We start from the raw sequence: 15,663 nt of genomic DNA, 5'->3' as shown, positions 1-15,663 counted from the left end.
CGGCCCTTCGATCTTGTAAGCTGCGAAGGTTTAGGCAGCGACGGCCGTCTTTACCTTTTCGGCGGCCAGCGCGTAGCGGTTCGACAGCGGCTGAACCATTTCGCCGACCAGCTTCAGATAGCTTTCGGTGAACTTCGAAACCTGGGCGACGGCTTCATCGACCGCACCCTTGGTGATTTCGGTCTGCAGCGAGAAGAACTCGGCCGGCGACTTCACCGAATACAGGCGCTTGGTGTCGGCGACGGCCTTTTCCACGGCGCCCTTGCCATATTCGACAGTGTAGCTGGCAATGTCCTGCGCGCCCTTGGCGGCAACCTTGGCCGACGCGACCATTGCTTCCATGTTTCCCTTGCTGAATTCCATCGCTTCGCCCAGGCCGGCCTGGCCCTTTTCGACCGCAGCCTTGGCGCGGGTCTGGAAGTCGCCGATGGCGGCTTCGGTGCGAATCTTGGCGTCTTCGGCGAACTTGGTGACGGTGTCGTTCATGGTAGTTTCCTTCTGGATGACGGCCGCAGGCGCAGCCGGGGTCTTGATGACGGGTGCGGCGACGGGCGCCACGGAAACGGGTTGAGCGACCGGCGCAGTCTTGATCGCCACCGGCGCGACAACCGGTGCGGGTGCGACCGTCTTTGCAACGGCCGGCGCGATCACCTTGGCGGCCGGAGCAACCTTCTTGATTGCTGGCTTAACCGCCTTTGGAGCGGGTTGTTTGGCAACGGGTTTTGTTGACTTCGAATCGGCCATGTGATTCAACCTCACTCACTAATGCTGCATTGCACAATAAGTGCCTTCTGAACTGATTTCAAGCAAAATGTTGCAGTGCAACAAAATAGACTAAGGCAGACCTGATCAAGATCATAAGGCCAACATCAACCAGTAATCCTTGCCAAGGGCATTAATCCCGTAATTTCCCGCGAAATCCCGTTGTGACCCGCTGTATCCCCTGATATGTCCCCCGGCTGGGGAGAGGCTCCCCGGCCACGCCACGCATGTCGAGACGGGCCGAGAGCCCGACCCCGCAGGGATTGAGGCGGGGTAAGTGGCAATTCGCGGACGGTTCAGGGGTCAGGGACTGCAGGGGATCGACGCGAAGGGTCGCGTCGCCATTCCCGCATCGCTGCGCGCCATGATCGAACGCAACAGCACCGAAAAGATCGTCCTGCTCGGGATCAATGAAGCGGACGGCTGCGTGACCGGCTCTGACATCGGCCAGTCGGAAGTGGACTATGAAAAGATGGAGCGCGAACGCGAACGCGCTCTGGAGCAGAATCGCGAGCCGAACCTGCCGGTGTCGGCCGATGTGATGTTCGGCATCACCGAAGAATTGCCGTTCGATTCTTCCGGGCGATTCATCATTCCGCCATTCTTTCGTGAAGAAGCGGGACTGACCGATCTCGCCTTCTTCCTTGGTCGAGGCGATCATTTCGCGATCTGGAACCCGCAGCGGGTGCTGGACAGCGGCAAGGACGCCATCGTCCAGCGCGCCGTCCGCTCGCTTCTGGCGCAGCGGGGGATCGCATGACCGCGCGGCACAATCCGGTCCTGCTCGACGAAGTCGTCAGCGCGGTCGATCCGAAGCCGGGTGAGTTGGTCATCGACGGGACGTATGGCGCGGGCGGTTATGCCCGTGCGGTGCTCGATCGTGGCGCGGACGTTATCGGCTTCGACCGCGATCCCGACGCAATCCGCGATGCCGAGACCCATCCGCGCCTCCGCATGGTCCATGACGATTTCTCCAACCTCGACGAGGCTGGTCCCGCCGATGCGGTAATGCTCGATATCGGCGTGTCGTCGATGCAGCTCGACCAGGCGGCACGCGGCTTTTCGTTCCAGTCGGACGGCCCGCTCGACATGCGCATGGCGCAGGCGGGCGAGAGCGCGGCGGATTTCGTCAACACCGCCGAGGAAGCGGCCATTGCCGACGTCATCTATCGTTATGGCGAGGAACCGCAGTCGCGCCGGATCGCCCGTGCGATCGTCGCCGGACGCCCGGTCGAAACCACGCTGCAGCTCGCAACCATCGTCCGGAAAGCAATCGGCCAGAAGCCGGGTGCGAAAAAAGATGCTGCGACCAAGACGTTTCAGGGCCTGCGCATCCACATCAACCGCGAGCTGGACGAGCTCGAACAGGGGCTGGAGGCCGCCGAGCGCGCCTTGAAACCCGGCGGTCGCCTTGCCGTCGTGACCTTTCATAGTTTGGAGGACCGGATCGTGAAGACGTTCCTCCGTCGTCGTTCGGGAGGCACGCCCGCTGCTTCCCGACATCTTCCCGAGCGGAGTGATGGGCCCCCACCATCCTTCGAAGCGGTCGGCAAAGCCGTCCGTGCGGGCGTGGCCGAGTGTTTGCGCAACCCCCGCGCGCGCTCGGCCACGTTGCGCTCCGCCCGGCGCACCGCCGCCCCCGCCTGGGGCTCTGCAGGAGATTTGCGATGATGCGTTTTCGTGCTGTCGCCTGGTCGCTGGGCATCTCCGCCGCCGCGACCGGCCTGTACTTGATTTCCGGACAGGTCGCCGCCGAGCGCGGACGGCTTGAGGCCACAGAAATGCGGATCGCGCTGGTCCATGCAGATATGCGGCGGTTGAAGACCGAACTCGGCACACGCGGGTCGCAGCGCCAGCTCGAGCAATGGAATGGCGAAGTGCTTGCTTTGTCGGCGCCCAAGGCCAACCAGTTCCTGCAGGGCAGTGTCCAGCTCGCCTCGCTGGACGCCTCGACGCTCGATCGCGTCGCGGGTCCGACGCAACTGATCGCCGTCAACGCAACGGTGCAAAAGCCAGCGCCGCGCTTGACGCCTGCGGTTCCGACTGCGCCCGCACGCCCGGTGCCCGAAATTGCGGCCAATCTGCATTACGCGACCTATTCGCCTGAGCTTGTCCCCGCAGGTCGCGCGCCCGCGCCGACAGTTCGCAAAGTCGCCTTCACCACCGTTGCCCCGGCAATCGACACGGCTCGCCCGCTGGCGATTGCGAAGACCAAGACGGTTGTCCCGGCGGCCTCGTCTGCCGGCAAAAAATCCGTGCTCCAGACGGGCACGCTCGCCTCGCTGGCCAAGGCGGCGCGTGCCGAAGGCGGTCGGTGACAAGCCTAGCCGTCGCCCCGGCACGTCCACGCGAGGGCGCCGAGCGCCATCAAACCCTGCTCGTCGCGCATCAGCGGCTTATGATGCTGTTGCTGCTGTTTATTTTTGGCAGCCTGGTGATCGTGGCGCGGATCATCGGTTTCGGGCTGTTCGCCGATGATCCGGGCATCATCGCCGCTCGTATTGCGGCGCGCGGCGATATCGTCGATCGCAACGGTCAGGTGCTGGCCCAGACGATCGATGCCTGGTCGATCGGCATCCACGCCAACGTGCTGCTGACGCGTCCGGAGGATCTCGCGCCGAAGCTGGCGGCGCTGATGCCCGAACGAAGCGAGGCCGAATATCTCGCAATCCTCAAATCGAAGACGCGTTTCACCTATCTCCGCCGCCGGGCGCTCCCGGAATTGGTGGCCCAGGTCAACGCGCTCGGCGAACCCGCAATCGAATTCGCGCGAGAGCCGCAGCGGCTCTATCCGCAGGGCAGCCTCGCCACGCACGTCCTCGGCTATGCCGACTTCGAAGGACGCGGCGCGACGGGGCTGGAGCGCGTGTTCGACGAACGGCTGCGCGATCCGGCGATGAAGGGCCACCCGTTGCAACTCGCGCTCGACGTGCGCGTGCAGGGGGTGCTCGAGGCGGAGCTGGCAGACGCGATGACCAAGCAGCAAGCGGTCGGCGCCACGGGCCTGGTCATGGATGTGCACACTGGCGAGATCATCGCGATGGTCTCGCTGCCGACGTATAACCCCAACCTGCCGAGCAGCGCGGGCGGCGCCAATGACGACCGCCGGCGCAACAATCTGACGCAATCGGTTTATGAGCTGGGCTCGACCTTCAAGCCGCTGACCGTCGCCAATGCGATCGATTCGGGGACGATCATGTCGATGGCGACGCGTTACAATGCCAGCGCCAATCTGCATGTCGGCGGCTTTACCATTCACGACGACGAACCCGGCCGCTGGTACACCGTGCCCGAAGTCCTGATCCACTCATCGAACATCGCCACCGCGCAGATTGCCGACCAATTGGGCAAGGACCGCATGGAGGGCATGTTCCGCCGCCTGCATTTCGACGGCCCGCCCGATATCGAGCTGAAGGAACGTGGCCATCCGATCTGGCCGACCTTCTGGGCGCGGACGACGGTGATGACGACCGGTTATGGCCACGGCATTGCGATCACCCCGCTGCAATTGGCGACTGCCTATGCGGCTTTGGTCAATGGCGGCGTGTGGCGTCCCGCGACGTTGATGAAACTCTCGCCCGACAAGGTGCCGCAGGGCTCGCGCGTGTTCAGTCAGGCGGCGAGCGACCGGATGCGCCAGCTGCTGCGCATGGTCGTCCAATACGGCACGGGTAAATTCGCCAATGCCGATGGGTTGCGCGTCGGTGGCAAGACGGGAACAGCGGAACGGCCGACCCATGGCGGCTATTCGAAGACGCTGCAGGTCACGACCTTTGCTGCGGCCTTTCCGATGGATGCGCCCAAATATGTCGTGCTGACCATGCTCGACAGCCCCAAGGGCAGTGCCGAAAGCTATGGTGTGCGCACCGCCGCTTACACCTCAGCGCCGGTTGCCGGAAAAGTCATTGCGCGGATCGGGCCGATGCTCGGCATCCGGCCGGACAATGGCCGCGACATCGACACCTCCGACCTCTTGCCGCTGGTCGCCAAGGCGCAGGCGGCGCTGGCGGCACAATAATGCGGCTGGGCGAGCTCCTCGGCACGACCGACGCCGCGGACGTCACCGGCTTCGCGATCGATCATCGCAAAGTCGCGCCGGGCAATGTATTCGGCGCGTTCCAAGGGTTGCGCGTCAATGGCGAGGATTTCATACCTGCTGCGATAGCCGCCGGCGCGGTTGCGATTGTCGCGCGACGCGAGGCCAAAGTCGACGGCGCGGTGCACATTCCCGCCGACGAGCCGCGCCGCGCCTTTGCCCTGCTCGCCGCCCAATTCTTTGCACCGTTTCCCGCCGTCACGGTCGCGGTCACCGGCACCAACGGCAAGACCTCGACCGTCGAACTGACCCGGCAATTGTGGCGCATCGCCGGGCATCGCGCGGCGTCGATCGGCACGCTGGGCGTGACGACGGGCGACGAACAGGTGCGCACAGGGCTGACCACGCCCGATGTCGTCACGTTCCTCGCCAATATGGCGGGGCTGGCGCGCGAAGGCGTGACGCATGCAGCATTCGAGGCATCGAGCCACGGGTTGGATCAATATCGCACCGAAGGGCTGCCGGTCGCCGCGGCGGCGTTCACCAACCTCAGCCGCGACCACCTCGATTATCATTATGACATGGCAGCTTATCTCACCGCGAAGCTGCGCCTGTTCGCCGAAGTCGTCGGCGACGATGGCACGGTGGTCGTCTGGCAGGACGACGAGGCATCGGATCGTGTGATCGACCTGGCCCGCGCGCGGGGGCTGCGGCTGGTCGGCGTGGGCGCGCGTGGAGGAACTCTCCGTCTCCTCCGGCGTGCGCCCACGCAACTCGGCCAGGAACTGACGATCGAGCATGACGGGATCGAGTATCAGATCCGCTTGCCGCTGATCGGGGCGTATCAGGCGGCGAACGCGCTAACAGCCGCCGGGCTGGTGATCGCCACCGGCGGCGATGTGCGCGAAACCCTGAAGGCGCTCGAGCGCGTCCAGCCGGTGCGCGGTCGCCTCGAACGCGCCGTCATCAGCCGTTCGGGGACGCCGGTCTATGTCGATTACGCCCACACGCCCGATGCGCTGGCGGCGGCGATTTCGGCGCTGAAGCCTCATGCGCTCGGCCGCCTGATCCTCGTCTTCGGCGCAGGCGGCGACCGCGATCAGGGCAAGCGCGCCGAAATGGGTCTGATCGCGGAGGCGATGGCCGATCGCGTCATCGTCACCGACGACAATCCGCGTTCGGAAGATCCAGCGCAAATCCGCGCCGCGATTCTCGCCAAGGCGCCTGAAGCCACGGAGATCGGCGATCGTCGCGACGCCATCGCCGCGGCGATCAACGAGGCGGGCATGCAGGACATCGTCCTGATCGCCGGCAAGGGTCACGAAACCGGCCAGACCGTCGGTGATCGCGTGCTGCCGTTCGACGATGTTCAGGTCGCGCGCGAGTGTGCCGCATGAGCCTGTGGACTGCCGCCGACATCGCCGCCGCGACGGGGGGCACGGCGTCCGCTGATTTCGCCGTCGATGGTGTGACCTTCGACAGCCGTGATGTGACGCATGGCGACTTTTTTGTGGCGATGCCGGGAAGCGCGACCGATGGCCATCGCTTCGTGGCGGGTGCGTTCGAAAGCGGCGCATCCGGCGCTTTGGTGTCGCAACCCGTCAATGGCCCGCACATCCTCGTTCCCGATGTCGCGCGCGGTCTCGAAGCCCTCGGCATTGCCGCGCGCACCCGCACCGAAGCGCGCATCGCCGGGGTTACCGGATCGGTCGGCAAGACCTCGACCAAAGAAGCCCTCGCCGCGGCGCTCGCGCGACAGCCGGGCGTAAAGGTCCACCGCTCGGTCAAAAGCTACAACAACCACACCGGCGTGCCGCTCAGTCTGTCGCGCATGCCCGCCAACAGCGATTACGGCGTGTTCGAAATGGGCATGAACCATGCCCGAGAAATCGCCTCACTGACTTGCATGGTCCGCCCGCATATTGCCCTGATCACCGCCATCGCGCCGGCGCATATCGAACACCTCGGCAGCCTCGAAGCCATCGCCGATGCCAAGGCCGAAATCTTCGAAGCGCTTGAACCCGGCGGCACCGCGATTATCCCCGCCGACGCCGCGCATGCCGACCGCATTATCGCCAAGGCGCAGGACGCTGGTGCGGCAATCGTTACGTTCGGCGAGGGCGGACTGGTCCGCGCCGAAGATGTGTTTGCGGACGCCAGCGGTACGCAACTCACCGCGCACCTTCTGTCGGGCCAAGTCTCGTTTCGCCTCAATCAGCCCGGCGCGCATTGGGTGTCGAACGCGCTCGGCGTGCTGGCCACGGTCGAGGCGCTGGGTGGCGACATTGGCATCGCCGCGCTGGCGCTGGGCGAACTCGAAGGACTCGCCGGGCGCGGCGCGCGGTTCAATGCGCGCGGCGCGACGATCATCGACGAGAGCTACAACGCCAACGCCGCGTCGATGGCCGCGACGTTGAAGGTCCTCGGCCACGAGCCCGGGCGACGCATCGCGGTGCTCGGCGAAATGTTCGAACTGGGTGACGATAGTGCCGAACTTCACCGTCTGATTGCTGGGCCGGTGATCGAGGCTGGCGTCACCCATGCGATTCTCGTCGGCGATGGCATGAAACCGCTGGCCGACGCGCTCGCCGGGCAGACGGGCGTCGAAACTGTGGATAGTGCGGAAACCGCGCTCGACGCCCTCAAGGCCGTGCTGCAAGGCGGTGACGCAGTGCTGGTCAAGGGTTCGAACGGGGTCGGTCTCGGCCGCCTGATCGCGGCACTGAAGGAGGACCGATGCTCTATCTGATCGCCGACTGGATGGGCTTTCCCAGCGTCCTCAACCTGTTGCGCTACCTTTCGTTTCGCACCGGCGGGGCGGTGGCGACGTCCCTCATTATCGGCCTGTTGATCGGCCCCAAATTCATCGGCTGGCTGCGTATCCGTCAGGGCAAGGGTCAGCCGATCCGCGAAGACGGTCCGCAAACCCACCTCGCCAAGGTCGGCACGCCGACCATGGGTGGGCTGATGATCCTGACCTCGCTGTTCATTTCCGCCTTGTTGTGGATGGATTTGAACAATCCCTATGTCTGGGCCTGCCTCGCGGTCACCGCCGGCTTTGGGACCATCGGGTTTCTCGACGACCTCGATAAGGTGCGCAAGAACAGTCATGCCGGGGTGTCGGGCCGGATGCGCCTCGTCGCCGAATTCGTCATTGCGCTGATCGCCACCTGGATCATCGCGCATCACAACGGAACCGAGCTGTACGTCCCGTTCTTCAGCAATTTTCACCCCGATCTGGGGCCATTCTACTTCTTGTTCGCAGCCTTCGTGATCGTTTCATTCGGCAATGCGGTGAACCTGACCGACGGGCTCGATGGCCTGGCGACGATGCCCGTCATCATCGCCAGCGTGACCTTCATGATCATCGTTTACCTGGCAGGCAATGCGAAGTTCGCAACGTATCTCGGCATCCCGCATGTGCCGGGTGCGGGCGACCTGGCGATCTTTTGTGGCGGGATCGTCGGAGCGGGGCTCGCCTTCCTGTGGTTCAACGCGCCCCCTGCGGCGGTGTTTATGGGTGATACCGGCAGCTTGGCCCTCGGCGGCGCGCTTGGGACGCTCGCGGTGACGTCGCATCACGAACTGGTGCTGGGCATCGTCGGCGGGCTATTCGTGGTCGAGGCGCTGAGCGTCATCATCCAGGTGTTCTTTTTCAAACGCACCGGCAAACGCGTGTTCAAGATGGCGCCGATCCACCATCATTTCGAACAATTGGGGTGGAGCGAGCCGACCGTGGTGATCCGCTTCTGGATCATCAGCTTGGTCCTGGCGCTCGCCGGCCTGTCGACGCTCAAGCTCCGGTGATCACCAGCAGCACCTGGCGCGGTAAACGCTTTGCGGTGCTCGGGCTGGCACGCTCGGGCCGCGCGACGGTCGACGCCTTGCTGGCGAGCGGGGCGGAAGTTCTCGCATGGGATTCCGATGAAAAGGCCCGCCTAGACCTTACTCGTCATCCCGGACTTGATCCGGGATCCACCCCTCCACGCGAGGTGTCACCGCAAGTTGAGAAGTGGACCCCGGATCAAGTCCGGGGTGACGGCAGTCTTGTGGTTGAGGACATCCTCGGCACCGACCTCACCGGTTTCGCTGCCGTCATCGTTTCCCCCGGCGTCCCGCTCAATCGCCACCCGATCGCCGCCCATGCCGCGAAATACGGCGTGCCCGTCATCGGCGACATCGAACTGTTCGCGCAGGCCCGCGCCGAATTGCCGCCACACAAGGTCGTCGGCATCACCGGCACCAACGGCAAATCGACGACCACCGCCCTCGTCCACCACATCCTCAAGACCGCGGGCGTCCCGACGATGATGGGCGGCAATATCGGCCTGCCGATCCTGGGGCAGGAGCCGTTGCCCGACGGTGGGGTCTATGTCCTCGAACTGTCGAGCTATCAGATCGACCTGACTTTCACCCTCGATTGCAATGTCGCGGTGCTGCTCAATGTGACGCCGGATCATTTGGATCGCTACGATGGCTTCGAGGGATATGTCGCCTCAAAGGCGCGATTGTTTAAAATGCAACTAACCGGGATGGCAGTCATCACAGACGTTGAGGGTCCAACTCGGCAGCTTCTTATGTCCTTGCGAGACCGACCGATTGGAGCGCCGACGTTCCCCGCCAACGATGTTCACAGCCTTGGCCATGCTCGGCCGGAAGGCGGGCGGACTTGGAGGCCGATGGTAATTCCAGGTGAGATGCCTGTCGGTCAAAAGGATTGGCCTAGTCTGCAAGGTCCGCACAATCTTCAGAACGCGGCGGCCGCAATCGCGACATGTGGCATATTGGGCTTGCATGCCGATCAAATCCGCACGGGCCTCGACACCTACCCCGGCTTGCCGCATCGTATGGAGCGTGTCCGCACACTCCACGACGTCCTCTACGTCAACGACAGCAAGGCGACCAACGCGGACTCCACCGCGCCCGCGCTCGCGGCCTATCCGGCCGTGCGCTGGATCCTGGGCGGGCAGGCCAAGACGCACGATCTCGACGCCTGCGCGCCGCATTTTGCCCATGTCCGTTCGGCGCACACCATTGGCGAGGCGGGCGCGATGTTTGCCGACATCCTCCGCCCGCACATGCCGGTCGAGGAATGCGGGACGCTCGACGTTGCAGTGAAAAGCGCGGCTTCAGTGGCGGAGGCGGGGGATACCGTCCTGCTCTCGCCCGCCTGCGCGTCGTTCGATCAGTTTCGCGATTTCGAGGACAGGGGCGACACGTTTCGCCGCCTGGTGGAGGCACTATGAAATTGGGCGGAGCACTCGCCGCACCGGCGCGGGTCACAGCGCGTCTGTCGAGCGGCGTCGGACGGTCAAACCAGTCGCCTTTGGGCCGCTGGTTCTGGGAGATCGACCGCGTTTTGCTGATGCTCGCCTTCATCCTCATCGCGGTAGGACTGATCGCCGTGGCGGCGGCCTCGCCAGCTGCGGCGGATCGCTATTCGGGCGGCAATGTCGTCGTCGCGCCGCTGCACTATTTCTGGCGGCAACTCGCCTGGGTCGTGGTCGGGATCCCCGCCATGATCGCCGTATCGATGCTGCCGGTGCATGCGGCGCGCCGCCTGAGCCTCGCGGGTGCGGCGTTTTTCAGTGTGATGCTCGCCGCAGTGCCGCTGATCGGCGCCGAACATAATGGCGCCCAAAGATGGATCGAGCTGGGCATTGGCGAGCTTCAGCCATCCGAATTTTTGAAGCCGTTCTTCGTCGTCAGCCTGGCGTGGCTGCTCAGCCTCAAGCAACATGACAAAAACTTGCCCGTCGCGCCGCTGAGCTTCGTGCTCACCGCGATCATCTGCGGTTTGCTGATGAAGCAGCCTGATTTCGGGCAGACAGTGGTGTTTTGCACCCTGTGGCTGGCACTGATGTTGCTCTCAGGCCTCAGCTTCCGCCTCCTCGCCATGCTTGGTGCCAGCGGGATCGTCGGGATCGTGATGGCCTACCTGTTCTACCCGGTGGCGACGTTGCGCATCGACAATTTCCTGTTCCAGCAGGGCGATACTTATCAGGTCGACAGTGCGCATGCGACGTTGGTCGCCGGCGGTTTCTTCGGCGTCGGCCCCGGCGGCGGCGAGAAGAAGTTTCACCTGCCCGAGGCGCAGACCGATTACATTTTCAGCGTAATCGGTGAAGAATTCGGCTTGATCGCCTGCATCGCGCTGGCCCTCCTGTTCACCGCGATAGTCGTGCGCGTGTTCGTCAAGTTGCTCGACGAAGATGAGCCGTTCGTCGTGCTGGCGGCGGCGGGCCTGACAACCCAATTCGCGGTCCAGGCGATGATTAACATCGCGGTTAACGTCCATCTCGCCCCGTCAAAGGGCATGACGCTGCCGTTCATTTCCTATGGCGGTTCGTCGATGCTGGCCTTGTGCATGGGCTTTGGGCTGTTGCTGGCGTTCACCCGGCGCAACCCGTATCTGACGCGGTCTCCTTATGTGGTCAGGTGGAATACGCGTTGACGGCGAAGCTATTCGTATTGGCGGCAGGTGGCACCGGCGGGCACATGGTCCCGGCGCATGCCCTTGCGCGCGAGCTGAAGGACCGTGGGCACAAAGTGGCGTTGGTCACTGATGCGCGGGGGAGCAAGATTCCGGGCTTGTTCGATGGCGTGGCGACGCATGTGCTGCCGGCGGGGCGGCTGACGGGAAGGCCGACCAGCTGGCTGCCCGGCGTGCGTGCGATCATGCAGGGCCGGGCGCAGGCGAGGGCGCTGTACAAGCAACGCAAGCCCGCGGCCGTGATCGGCTTTGGCGGCTATCCCGCTTATCCCGCACTGGCGGCGGCATTCGGCATGGGTGTGAAAACTGCGGTGCATGAACAAAACGCCGTGCTCGGTCGCGTCAACCGGCTGGTCGCTGCGCGGGTCGATGCGATTGCCACGAGCTATCCCGACACAGCGCGGGTGCGAGCAAGCTGCGAGGACAAGGTGCGCTTGGTCGGCAATCCGGTACGCGCGGAAGTGATCGCCATCGGTACGCGGCCTTATCCGGCGGTGGGCGGAACGTTTCACCTCCTCGTCACCGGCGGCAGCCAGGGCGCGACCGTCATGAGCCGCGTCGTGCCCGAAGCGTTCGCTCTGTTGCCCGACAATCTTCGCTCGCGCCTCAGCGTGGTGCAGCAAGCCCGCGCCGAAGACATGGATGCCGTCCGCGCGCGATACGAGAAACTCGCCATCAAGGCGGAGATTGCGACCTATCTCACCGATCTGCCCGAACGCCTCGCGGTGGCGCATTTGGTAATCGGGCGCGCGGGGGCTTCGACAATTTCCGAACTGACCGCGGCTGGGCGCCCGGCGATCCTCATTCCCTTGCCCAGCGCCATGGACGATCATCAGACCGCCAATGCCCGCGAAATGGCCGACGCGGGCGGCGCGATCGTGCTGACCGAGGCGCATATCACGCCGCAACGCCTCGCCGACGCGATCGCGGATTTGGCCGCGCGCCTGCCCGAAGCTGCCGCCGCCGCACTGTCGGTCGGGCGGCCCGAGGCGGTGCGTCTGCTTGCCGATCTGGTCGAAAGCCTCGACAATACTACCGCGCCACAATTGGTCGGGGCCGCCAAACTTCAACCGGTGCCGGCATGAGGGGCGTGCCGACCGATATCGGCATCGTCCATTTCGTCGGCATCGGCGGGATCGGCATGTCGGGCATCGCCGAGGTGATGCACAATCTCGGCTACCGTGTGCAGGGCAGCGACATGGCCGAGGGCTATGTGGTCGAAGGTCTGCGCGCCAAGGGCATCCCGGTGGCGATCGGGCATGATGCGAACAATCTGGGCGAAGCGGCGGTGGTCGTCACCTCGACCGCGGTCAGCCGCAAGACGAACCCAGAGGTCGAGGCGGCTTATGCCCGCCGCATTCCGGTGGTCCGCCGCGCCGAAATGCTCGCCGAGCTGATGCGGCTCAAGTCGACCGTCGCGGTGGCGGGGACTCATGGGAAGACGACGACGACCAGCCTTGTGGCCAAGCTGCTCGACGCCGGCGGGATCGATGCCACGGTAATTAATGGCGGGATTATAAACAGTTACGGGTCGAACGCACGAATCGGCCAGTCGGACTGGATGGTCGTCGAGGCGGATGAGAGCGACGGCAGTTTTCTGCGCCTCGACGGCACCATCGCGGTGGTGACCAACATCGATCCCGAACATCTCGACCATTATGGCGGGTTCGACGCGGCGAAGGACGCCTATGTCGAATTCATCGAGAATGTGCCGTTCTACGGCGCGGCGGTGCTGTGCCTCGACCATCCCGAAGTGCAGGCGCTGCTCCCGCGCATCCGCGACCGGCGCGTGGTGACTTATGGTTTTTCAGCACAGGCCGACGTGCGCGGACTCAACATTCGCACCAGCCCGGCCGGCAACGTCTTCGACGTGGCCGTGCGCGGCCGTGACGAGAGCGTGCGCACAATCCATGACGTGACGCTCCCGATGGCCGGACGTCACAATGTCCAGAACGCGTTGGCGGCAGTGGCGGTGGCGCTGGAAATGGGCGTCGAAGATGCCAGTATTGCTCAGGGCTTTGCCGGGTTCGGCGGGGTCAAGCGGCGCTTCACCCGCGTCGGCGAGGCCAATGGCGTGACGGTGATCGACGATTACGCGCACCATCCGGTCGAGATCAAAGCGGTGCTGTCGGCGGCGCGGGAGTCTGCGACGGGGCGTGTGATCGCGGTGGTCCAGCCGCATCGCTATTCGCGCTTGGGCGAGTTGATGGACGATTTTGCCGGTGCGTTCAACGATGCCGACGCGGTTTATGTGACGCCGGTCTATGCGGCGGGCGAGTTGCCAGTGCCGGGCGTGGATGCCGAGACGCTGGCGCAGAAACTGCGCGAACGCGGACATCGCGCGGTGGCGACCGTGACCGATGAAGACGGCTTGGCGGCGGCGCTAAGGGCCGAGGCGCTGGAAGGCGACATGGTCGTGTGCCTCGGCGCGGGCGACATTACGAAATGGGCGGCCGGATTGCCCAAGGCGCTGGCGGCATGAGCGGAATGACAGCCGTCGCCCCGGCGGATGCCGGGGCCGTTACGAACGGTCGCGCGTCCTCGCCAGCGGCCCCGGCCTTCGCCGGGGCGACGCGCGGCCGAGTGACACCAAACGCCCCGCTCGCGCCGCTGACCTGGTTCAAGACCGGCGGGCCGGCGGATACGCTGTTCGAGCCGGCCGACGTCGCCGATTTGCAGGATTTCCTGCGCGCACTCGATTCGGAGACGCCGGTGATGGCGCTGGGCCTCGGATCGAACATGATCGTGCGCGATGGCGGCATCCCGGGTGTTGTCGTGCGGCTGGGCAAGGCATTTGCCAAGACATCGACCGATGGGCTGACCTTGACCGCCGGTGGCGGCACCAGTGGCATTCTCGTCTCGTCCACCGCGCGCGATGCGGGGATTGCGGGTCTGGAATTCCTGCGCTCGATCCCCGGCACGGTCGGCGGCTTCGTGCGGATGAATGGCGGCGCTTATGGCAGCGAGACTTCGGACGTGCTGGTCGACTGCGATGTCGTGCTGCGCTCGGGTGAGCTGGTGACGCTGGCGGGCAGCGATCTTGGCTATACCTATCGCCATTCAGATTTGCCCGAAGGCGCAATCGTGGTGTCCGCCACGTTCAAGGGCCGCGCCGGGGAACCGGCGGCAATCCAGGCCGAGATGGACCGCATCGCCGCGAGCCGCGAGGCATCGCAGCCGTTGCGATCCAAAACCGGAGGCTCGACGTTCAAGAACCCCGAGGGCGACAAGGCGTGGCAAGTGATCGATGCCGCAGGCTGTCGCGGTCTCACGCGCGGCGGGGCGCAGGTCAGCGAGAAGCACACCAATTTCCTGCTCAACACCGGCGGCGCGACGAGCGCCGATATCGAGGATTTGGGTGAGGATGTGCGGGCGCGGGTCAAGGCGCATTCTGGGGTTGAACTGGAGTGGGAAATTCAGCGGGTGGGCCGCAAATGAAGGTCGCGATCCTGATGGGCGGCTGGAGTGCCGAGCGCGAGGTGTCACTGGTCACCGGCAAGGGTGTGGCGGAGGCGGTTGCGCGGCTGGGGCATGAGGCGGTCGCCATCGACATGGGCCGCGACGTGGCGCAGCGGCTCGCCGAGGTGAAGCCGGATGTCGTGTTCAACGCGTTGCACGGCACGCCGGGCGAGGACGGGTCGGTGCAGGGGCTGCTCGACCTGATGGGGCTAAAATACACCCATTCGGGCCTCGCCACGTCGGTGGTCGCCATCGACAAGCAACTCACCAAACAGGCGCTGCTGCCGCATGGCATCCGCATGCCCGGCGGGCACGTCGTGCGCACCGAGAGCCTGTACCTTGGCGATCCGCTGCCGCGACCGTACGTGCTCAAGCCGGTCAACGAAGGCTCGTCGGTCGGCGTCGCCATCGTCACCGCCGAGAGCAATTATGGCGACCCGATTGCGCGCGAGAGCAAGGGGCCGTGGCAGGAATTCGACGAACTGCTGGCGGAACCGTTTATTCGCGGGCGCGAACTGACCACCGCGATCCTCGGCGACCGGGCGCTGGGCGTCACCGAACTCCGCCCCAAGAGCGGCTTCTACGATTACGACGCCAAATATACCGAAGGCATGACCGAACATATCTGTCCCGCGAATGTGCCCCGGGCGATTGCCGATGCCTGTCTCGATCTCGCACTCCGGTCGCACCGCGTGCTCGGCTGCAAGGGCACGTCGCGCTCCGATTTCCGCTGGGACGATGAAAAGGGTGTCGAGGGATTGTATCTGCTCGAGGTCAACACGCAGCCCGGGATGACCCCGCTGAGCCTGGTTCCCGAACAGGCCAAGGCGGTCGGCATCGGCTATGACGAATTGGTGCAGATGATTTTGGATGAGGCGCTAGCGTGACGGCCATGGCGATCGGGCGCAAACCT

The 15,663-nt window shown here is 64.7% G+C and carries 14 protein-coding genes; 13 read left to right on the top strand and 1 reads right to left on the bottom strand.

What is annotated here, in order from left to right; translation table 11 throughout:
- Positions 1-30: 30 nt before the first annotated feature.
- Entirely contained in the window at positions 31-744 is a 714-nt protein-coding gene (locus ACM9ME_RS03945; protein ID WP_415642136.1) for a phasin family protein, read from the bottom strand.
- Positions 745-1,126: 382 nt separating this feature from the next.
- On the opposite strand from ACM9ME_RS03945, the gene ACM9ME_RS03940 reads away from it, so the two are divergent.
- Genes ACM9ME_RS03940 through ACM9ME_RS03880 form a run of 13 tightly spaced genes read left to right on the top strand, consistent with a single transcriptional unit; the run spans position 1,127 to position 15,637 of the window.
- A complete protein-coding gene (locus tag ACM9ME_RS03940; RefSeq protein ID WP_415642135.1) occupies positions 1,127-1,522 on the top strand; it encodes an MraZ C-terminal domain-containing protein in 396 nt (131 codons plus the stop codon).
- Positions 1,519-2,433 (top strand): 16S rRNA (cytosine(1402)-N(4))-methyltransferase RsmH, encoded by a 915-nt coding sequence (gene rsmH / locus ACM9ME_RS03935; protein ID WP_415642134.1) that lies wholly within the window; start codon positions 1,519-1,521, stop codon positions 2,431-2,433. Before ACM9ME_RS03940 ends, rsmH begins: the two co-directional genes overlap by 4 nt.
- On the top strand, positions 2,430-3,080 hold the full coding sequence (locus tag ACM9ME_RS03930) for a hypothetical protein (RefSeq protein ID WP_415642133.1): 651 nt from the start codon (positions 2,430-2,432) through the stop codon (positions 3,078-3,080). Before rsmH ends, ACM9ME_RS03930 begins: the two co-directional genes overlap by 4 nt.
- Positions 3,077-4,780 (top strand): peptidoglycan D,D-transpeptidase FtsI family protein, encoded by a 1,704-nt coding sequence (locus ACM9ME_RS03925; RefSeq protein WP_415642132.1) that lies wholly within the window; start codon positions 3,077-3,079, stop codon positions 4,778-4,780. Before ACM9ME_RS03930 ends, ACM9ME_RS03925 begins: the two co-directional genes overlap by 4 nt.
- A complete protein-coding gene (locus ACM9ME_RS03920; protein WP_415642131.1) occupies positions 4,780-6,195 on the top strand; it encodes a UDP-N-acetylmuramoyl-L-alanyl-D-glutamate--2,6-diaminopimelate ligase in 1,416 nt (471 codons plus the stop codon). The genes ACM9ME_RS03925 and ACM9ME_RS03920 overlap by 1 nt, the downstream gene beginning before the upstream one ends.
- Positions 6,192-7,547, top strand: a complete 1,356-nt coding sequence (locus tag ACM9ME_RS03915) for a UDP-N-acetylmuramoyl-tripeptide--D-alanyl-D-alanine ligase (RefSeq protein ID WP_415642130.1) — start codon at positions 6,192-6,194, stop codon at positions 7,545-7,547. The genes ACM9ME_RS03920 and ACM9ME_RS03915 overlap by 4 nt, the downstream gene beginning before the upstream one ends.
- A complete protein-coding gene (mraY, locus tag ACM9ME_RS03910; protein ID WP_415642129.1) occupies positions 7,535-8,605 on the top strand; it encodes a phospho-N-acetylmuramoyl-pentapeptide-transferase in 1,071 nt (356 codons plus the stop codon). The genes ACM9ME_RS03915 and mraY overlap by 13 nt, the downstream gene beginning before the upstream one ends.
- Complete coding sequence (gene murD / locus ACM9ME_RS03905) at positions 8,602-10,044, top strand: UDP-N-acetylmuramoyl-L-alanine--D-glutamate ligase (RefSeq protein ID WP_415642128.1); 1,443 nt, start codon at positions 8,602-8,604, stop codon at positions 10,042-10,044. The genes mraY and murD overlap by 4 nt, the downstream gene beginning before the upstream one ends.
- Complete coding sequence (locus ACM9ME_RS03900) at positions 10,041-11,252, top strand: FtsW/RodA/SpoVE family cell cycle protein (RefSeq protein ID WP_415642127.1); 1,212 nt, start codon at positions 10,041-10,043, stop codon at positions 11,250-11,252. The genes murD and ACM9ME_RS03900 overlap by 4 nt, the downstream gene beginning before the upstream one ends.
- Positions 11,249-12,376, top strand: a complete 1,128-nt coding sequence (murG, locus tag ACM9ME_RS03895) for an undecaprenyldiphospho-muramoylpentapeptide beta-N-acetylglucosaminyltransferase (RefSeq protein ID WP_415642126.1) — start codon at positions 11,249-11,251, stop codon at positions 12,374-12,376. The genes ACM9ME_RS03900 and murG overlap by 4 nt, the downstream gene beginning before the upstream one ends.
- Positions 12,373-13,773, top strand: coding sequence for a UDP-N-acetylmuramate--L-alanine ligase (murC, locus tag ACM9ME_RS03890; protein WP_415642125.1), 1,401 nt, complete (start codon positions 12,373-12,375; stop codon positions 13,771-13,773). The genes murG and murC overlap by 4 nt, the downstream gene beginning before the upstream one ends.
- A complete protein-coding gene (murB, locus tag ACM9ME_RS03885) occupies positions 13,770-14,729 on the top strand; it encodes a UDP-N-acetylmuramate dehydrogenase (RefSeq protein ID WP_415642124.1) in 960 nt (319 codons plus the stop codon). The genes murC and murB overlap by 4 nt, the downstream gene beginning before the upstream one ends.
- Positions 14,726-15,637: a D-alanine--D-alanine ligase gene (locus tag ACM9ME_RS03880; RefSeq protein WP_415642123.1), complete on the top strand. Its 912-nt coding sequence runs from the start codon at positions 14,726-14,728 to the stop codon at positions 15,635-15,637. Before murB ends, ACM9ME_RS03880 begins: the two co-directional genes overlap by 4 nt.
- The last annotated feature ends 26 nt before the right edge of the window (positions 15,638-15,663 follow it).

Source organism: Sphingomonas antarctica (genome assembly GCF_965137005.1).
Lineage (GTDB): Bacteria > Pseudomonadota > Alphaproteobacteria > Sphingomonadales > Sphingomonadaceae > Sphingomonas_O > Sphingomonas_O antarctica.
The sequence above is the reverse complement of the archived record's forward strand: the minus strand, read 5'-3'. Positions and strand labels throughout refer to the sequence as shown.

Bases quoted from the DNA above. Each gene is read 5' to 3' on its own strand.
- ACM9ME_RS03945 (WP_415642136.1), bottom strand. From the start codon at position 744: ATGGCCGATTCGAAGTCAACAAAACCCGTTGCCAAACAACCCGCTCCA.
- ACM9ME_RS03940 (WP_415642135.1), top strand. From the start codon at position 1,127: ATGATCGAACGCAACAGCACCGAAAAGATCGTCCTGCTCGGGATCAAT.
- rsmH (WP_415642134.1), top strand. From the start codon at position 1,519: ATGACCGCGCGGCACAATCCGGTCCTGCTCGACGAAGTCGTCAGCGCG.
- ACM9ME_RS03930 (WP_415642133.1), top strand. From the start codon at position 2,430: ATGATGCGTTTTCGTGCTGTCGCCTGGTCGCTGGGCATCTCCGCCGCC.
- ACM9ME_RS03920 (WP_415642131.1), top strand. From the start codon at position 4,780: ATGCGGCTGGGCGAGCTCCTCGGCACGACCGACGCCGCGGACGTCACC.
- ACM9ME_RS03915 (WP_415642130.1), top strand. From the start codon at position 6,192: ATGAGCCTGTGGACTGCCGCCGACATCGCCGCCGCGACGGGGGGCACG.
- mraY (WP_415642129.1), top strand. From the start codon at position 7,535: ATGCTCTATCTGATCGCCGACTGGATGGGCTTTCCCAGCGTCCTCAAC.
- ACM9ME_RS03900 (WP_415642127.1), top strand. From the start codon at position 10,041: ATGAAATTGGGCGGAGCACTCGCCGCACCGGCGCGGGTCACAGCGCGT.
- murC (WP_415642125.1), top strand. From the start codon at position 12,373: ATGAGGGGCGTGCCGACCGATATCGGCATCGTCCATTTCGTCGGCATC.
- murB (WP_415642124.1), top strand. From the start codon at position 13,770: ATGAGCGGAATGACAGCCGTCGCCCCGGCGGATGCCGGGGCCGTTACG.
- ACM9ME_RS03880 (WP_415642123.1), top strand. From the start codon at position 14,726: ATGAAGGTCGCGATCCTGATGGGCGGCTGGAGTGCCGAGCGCGAGGTG.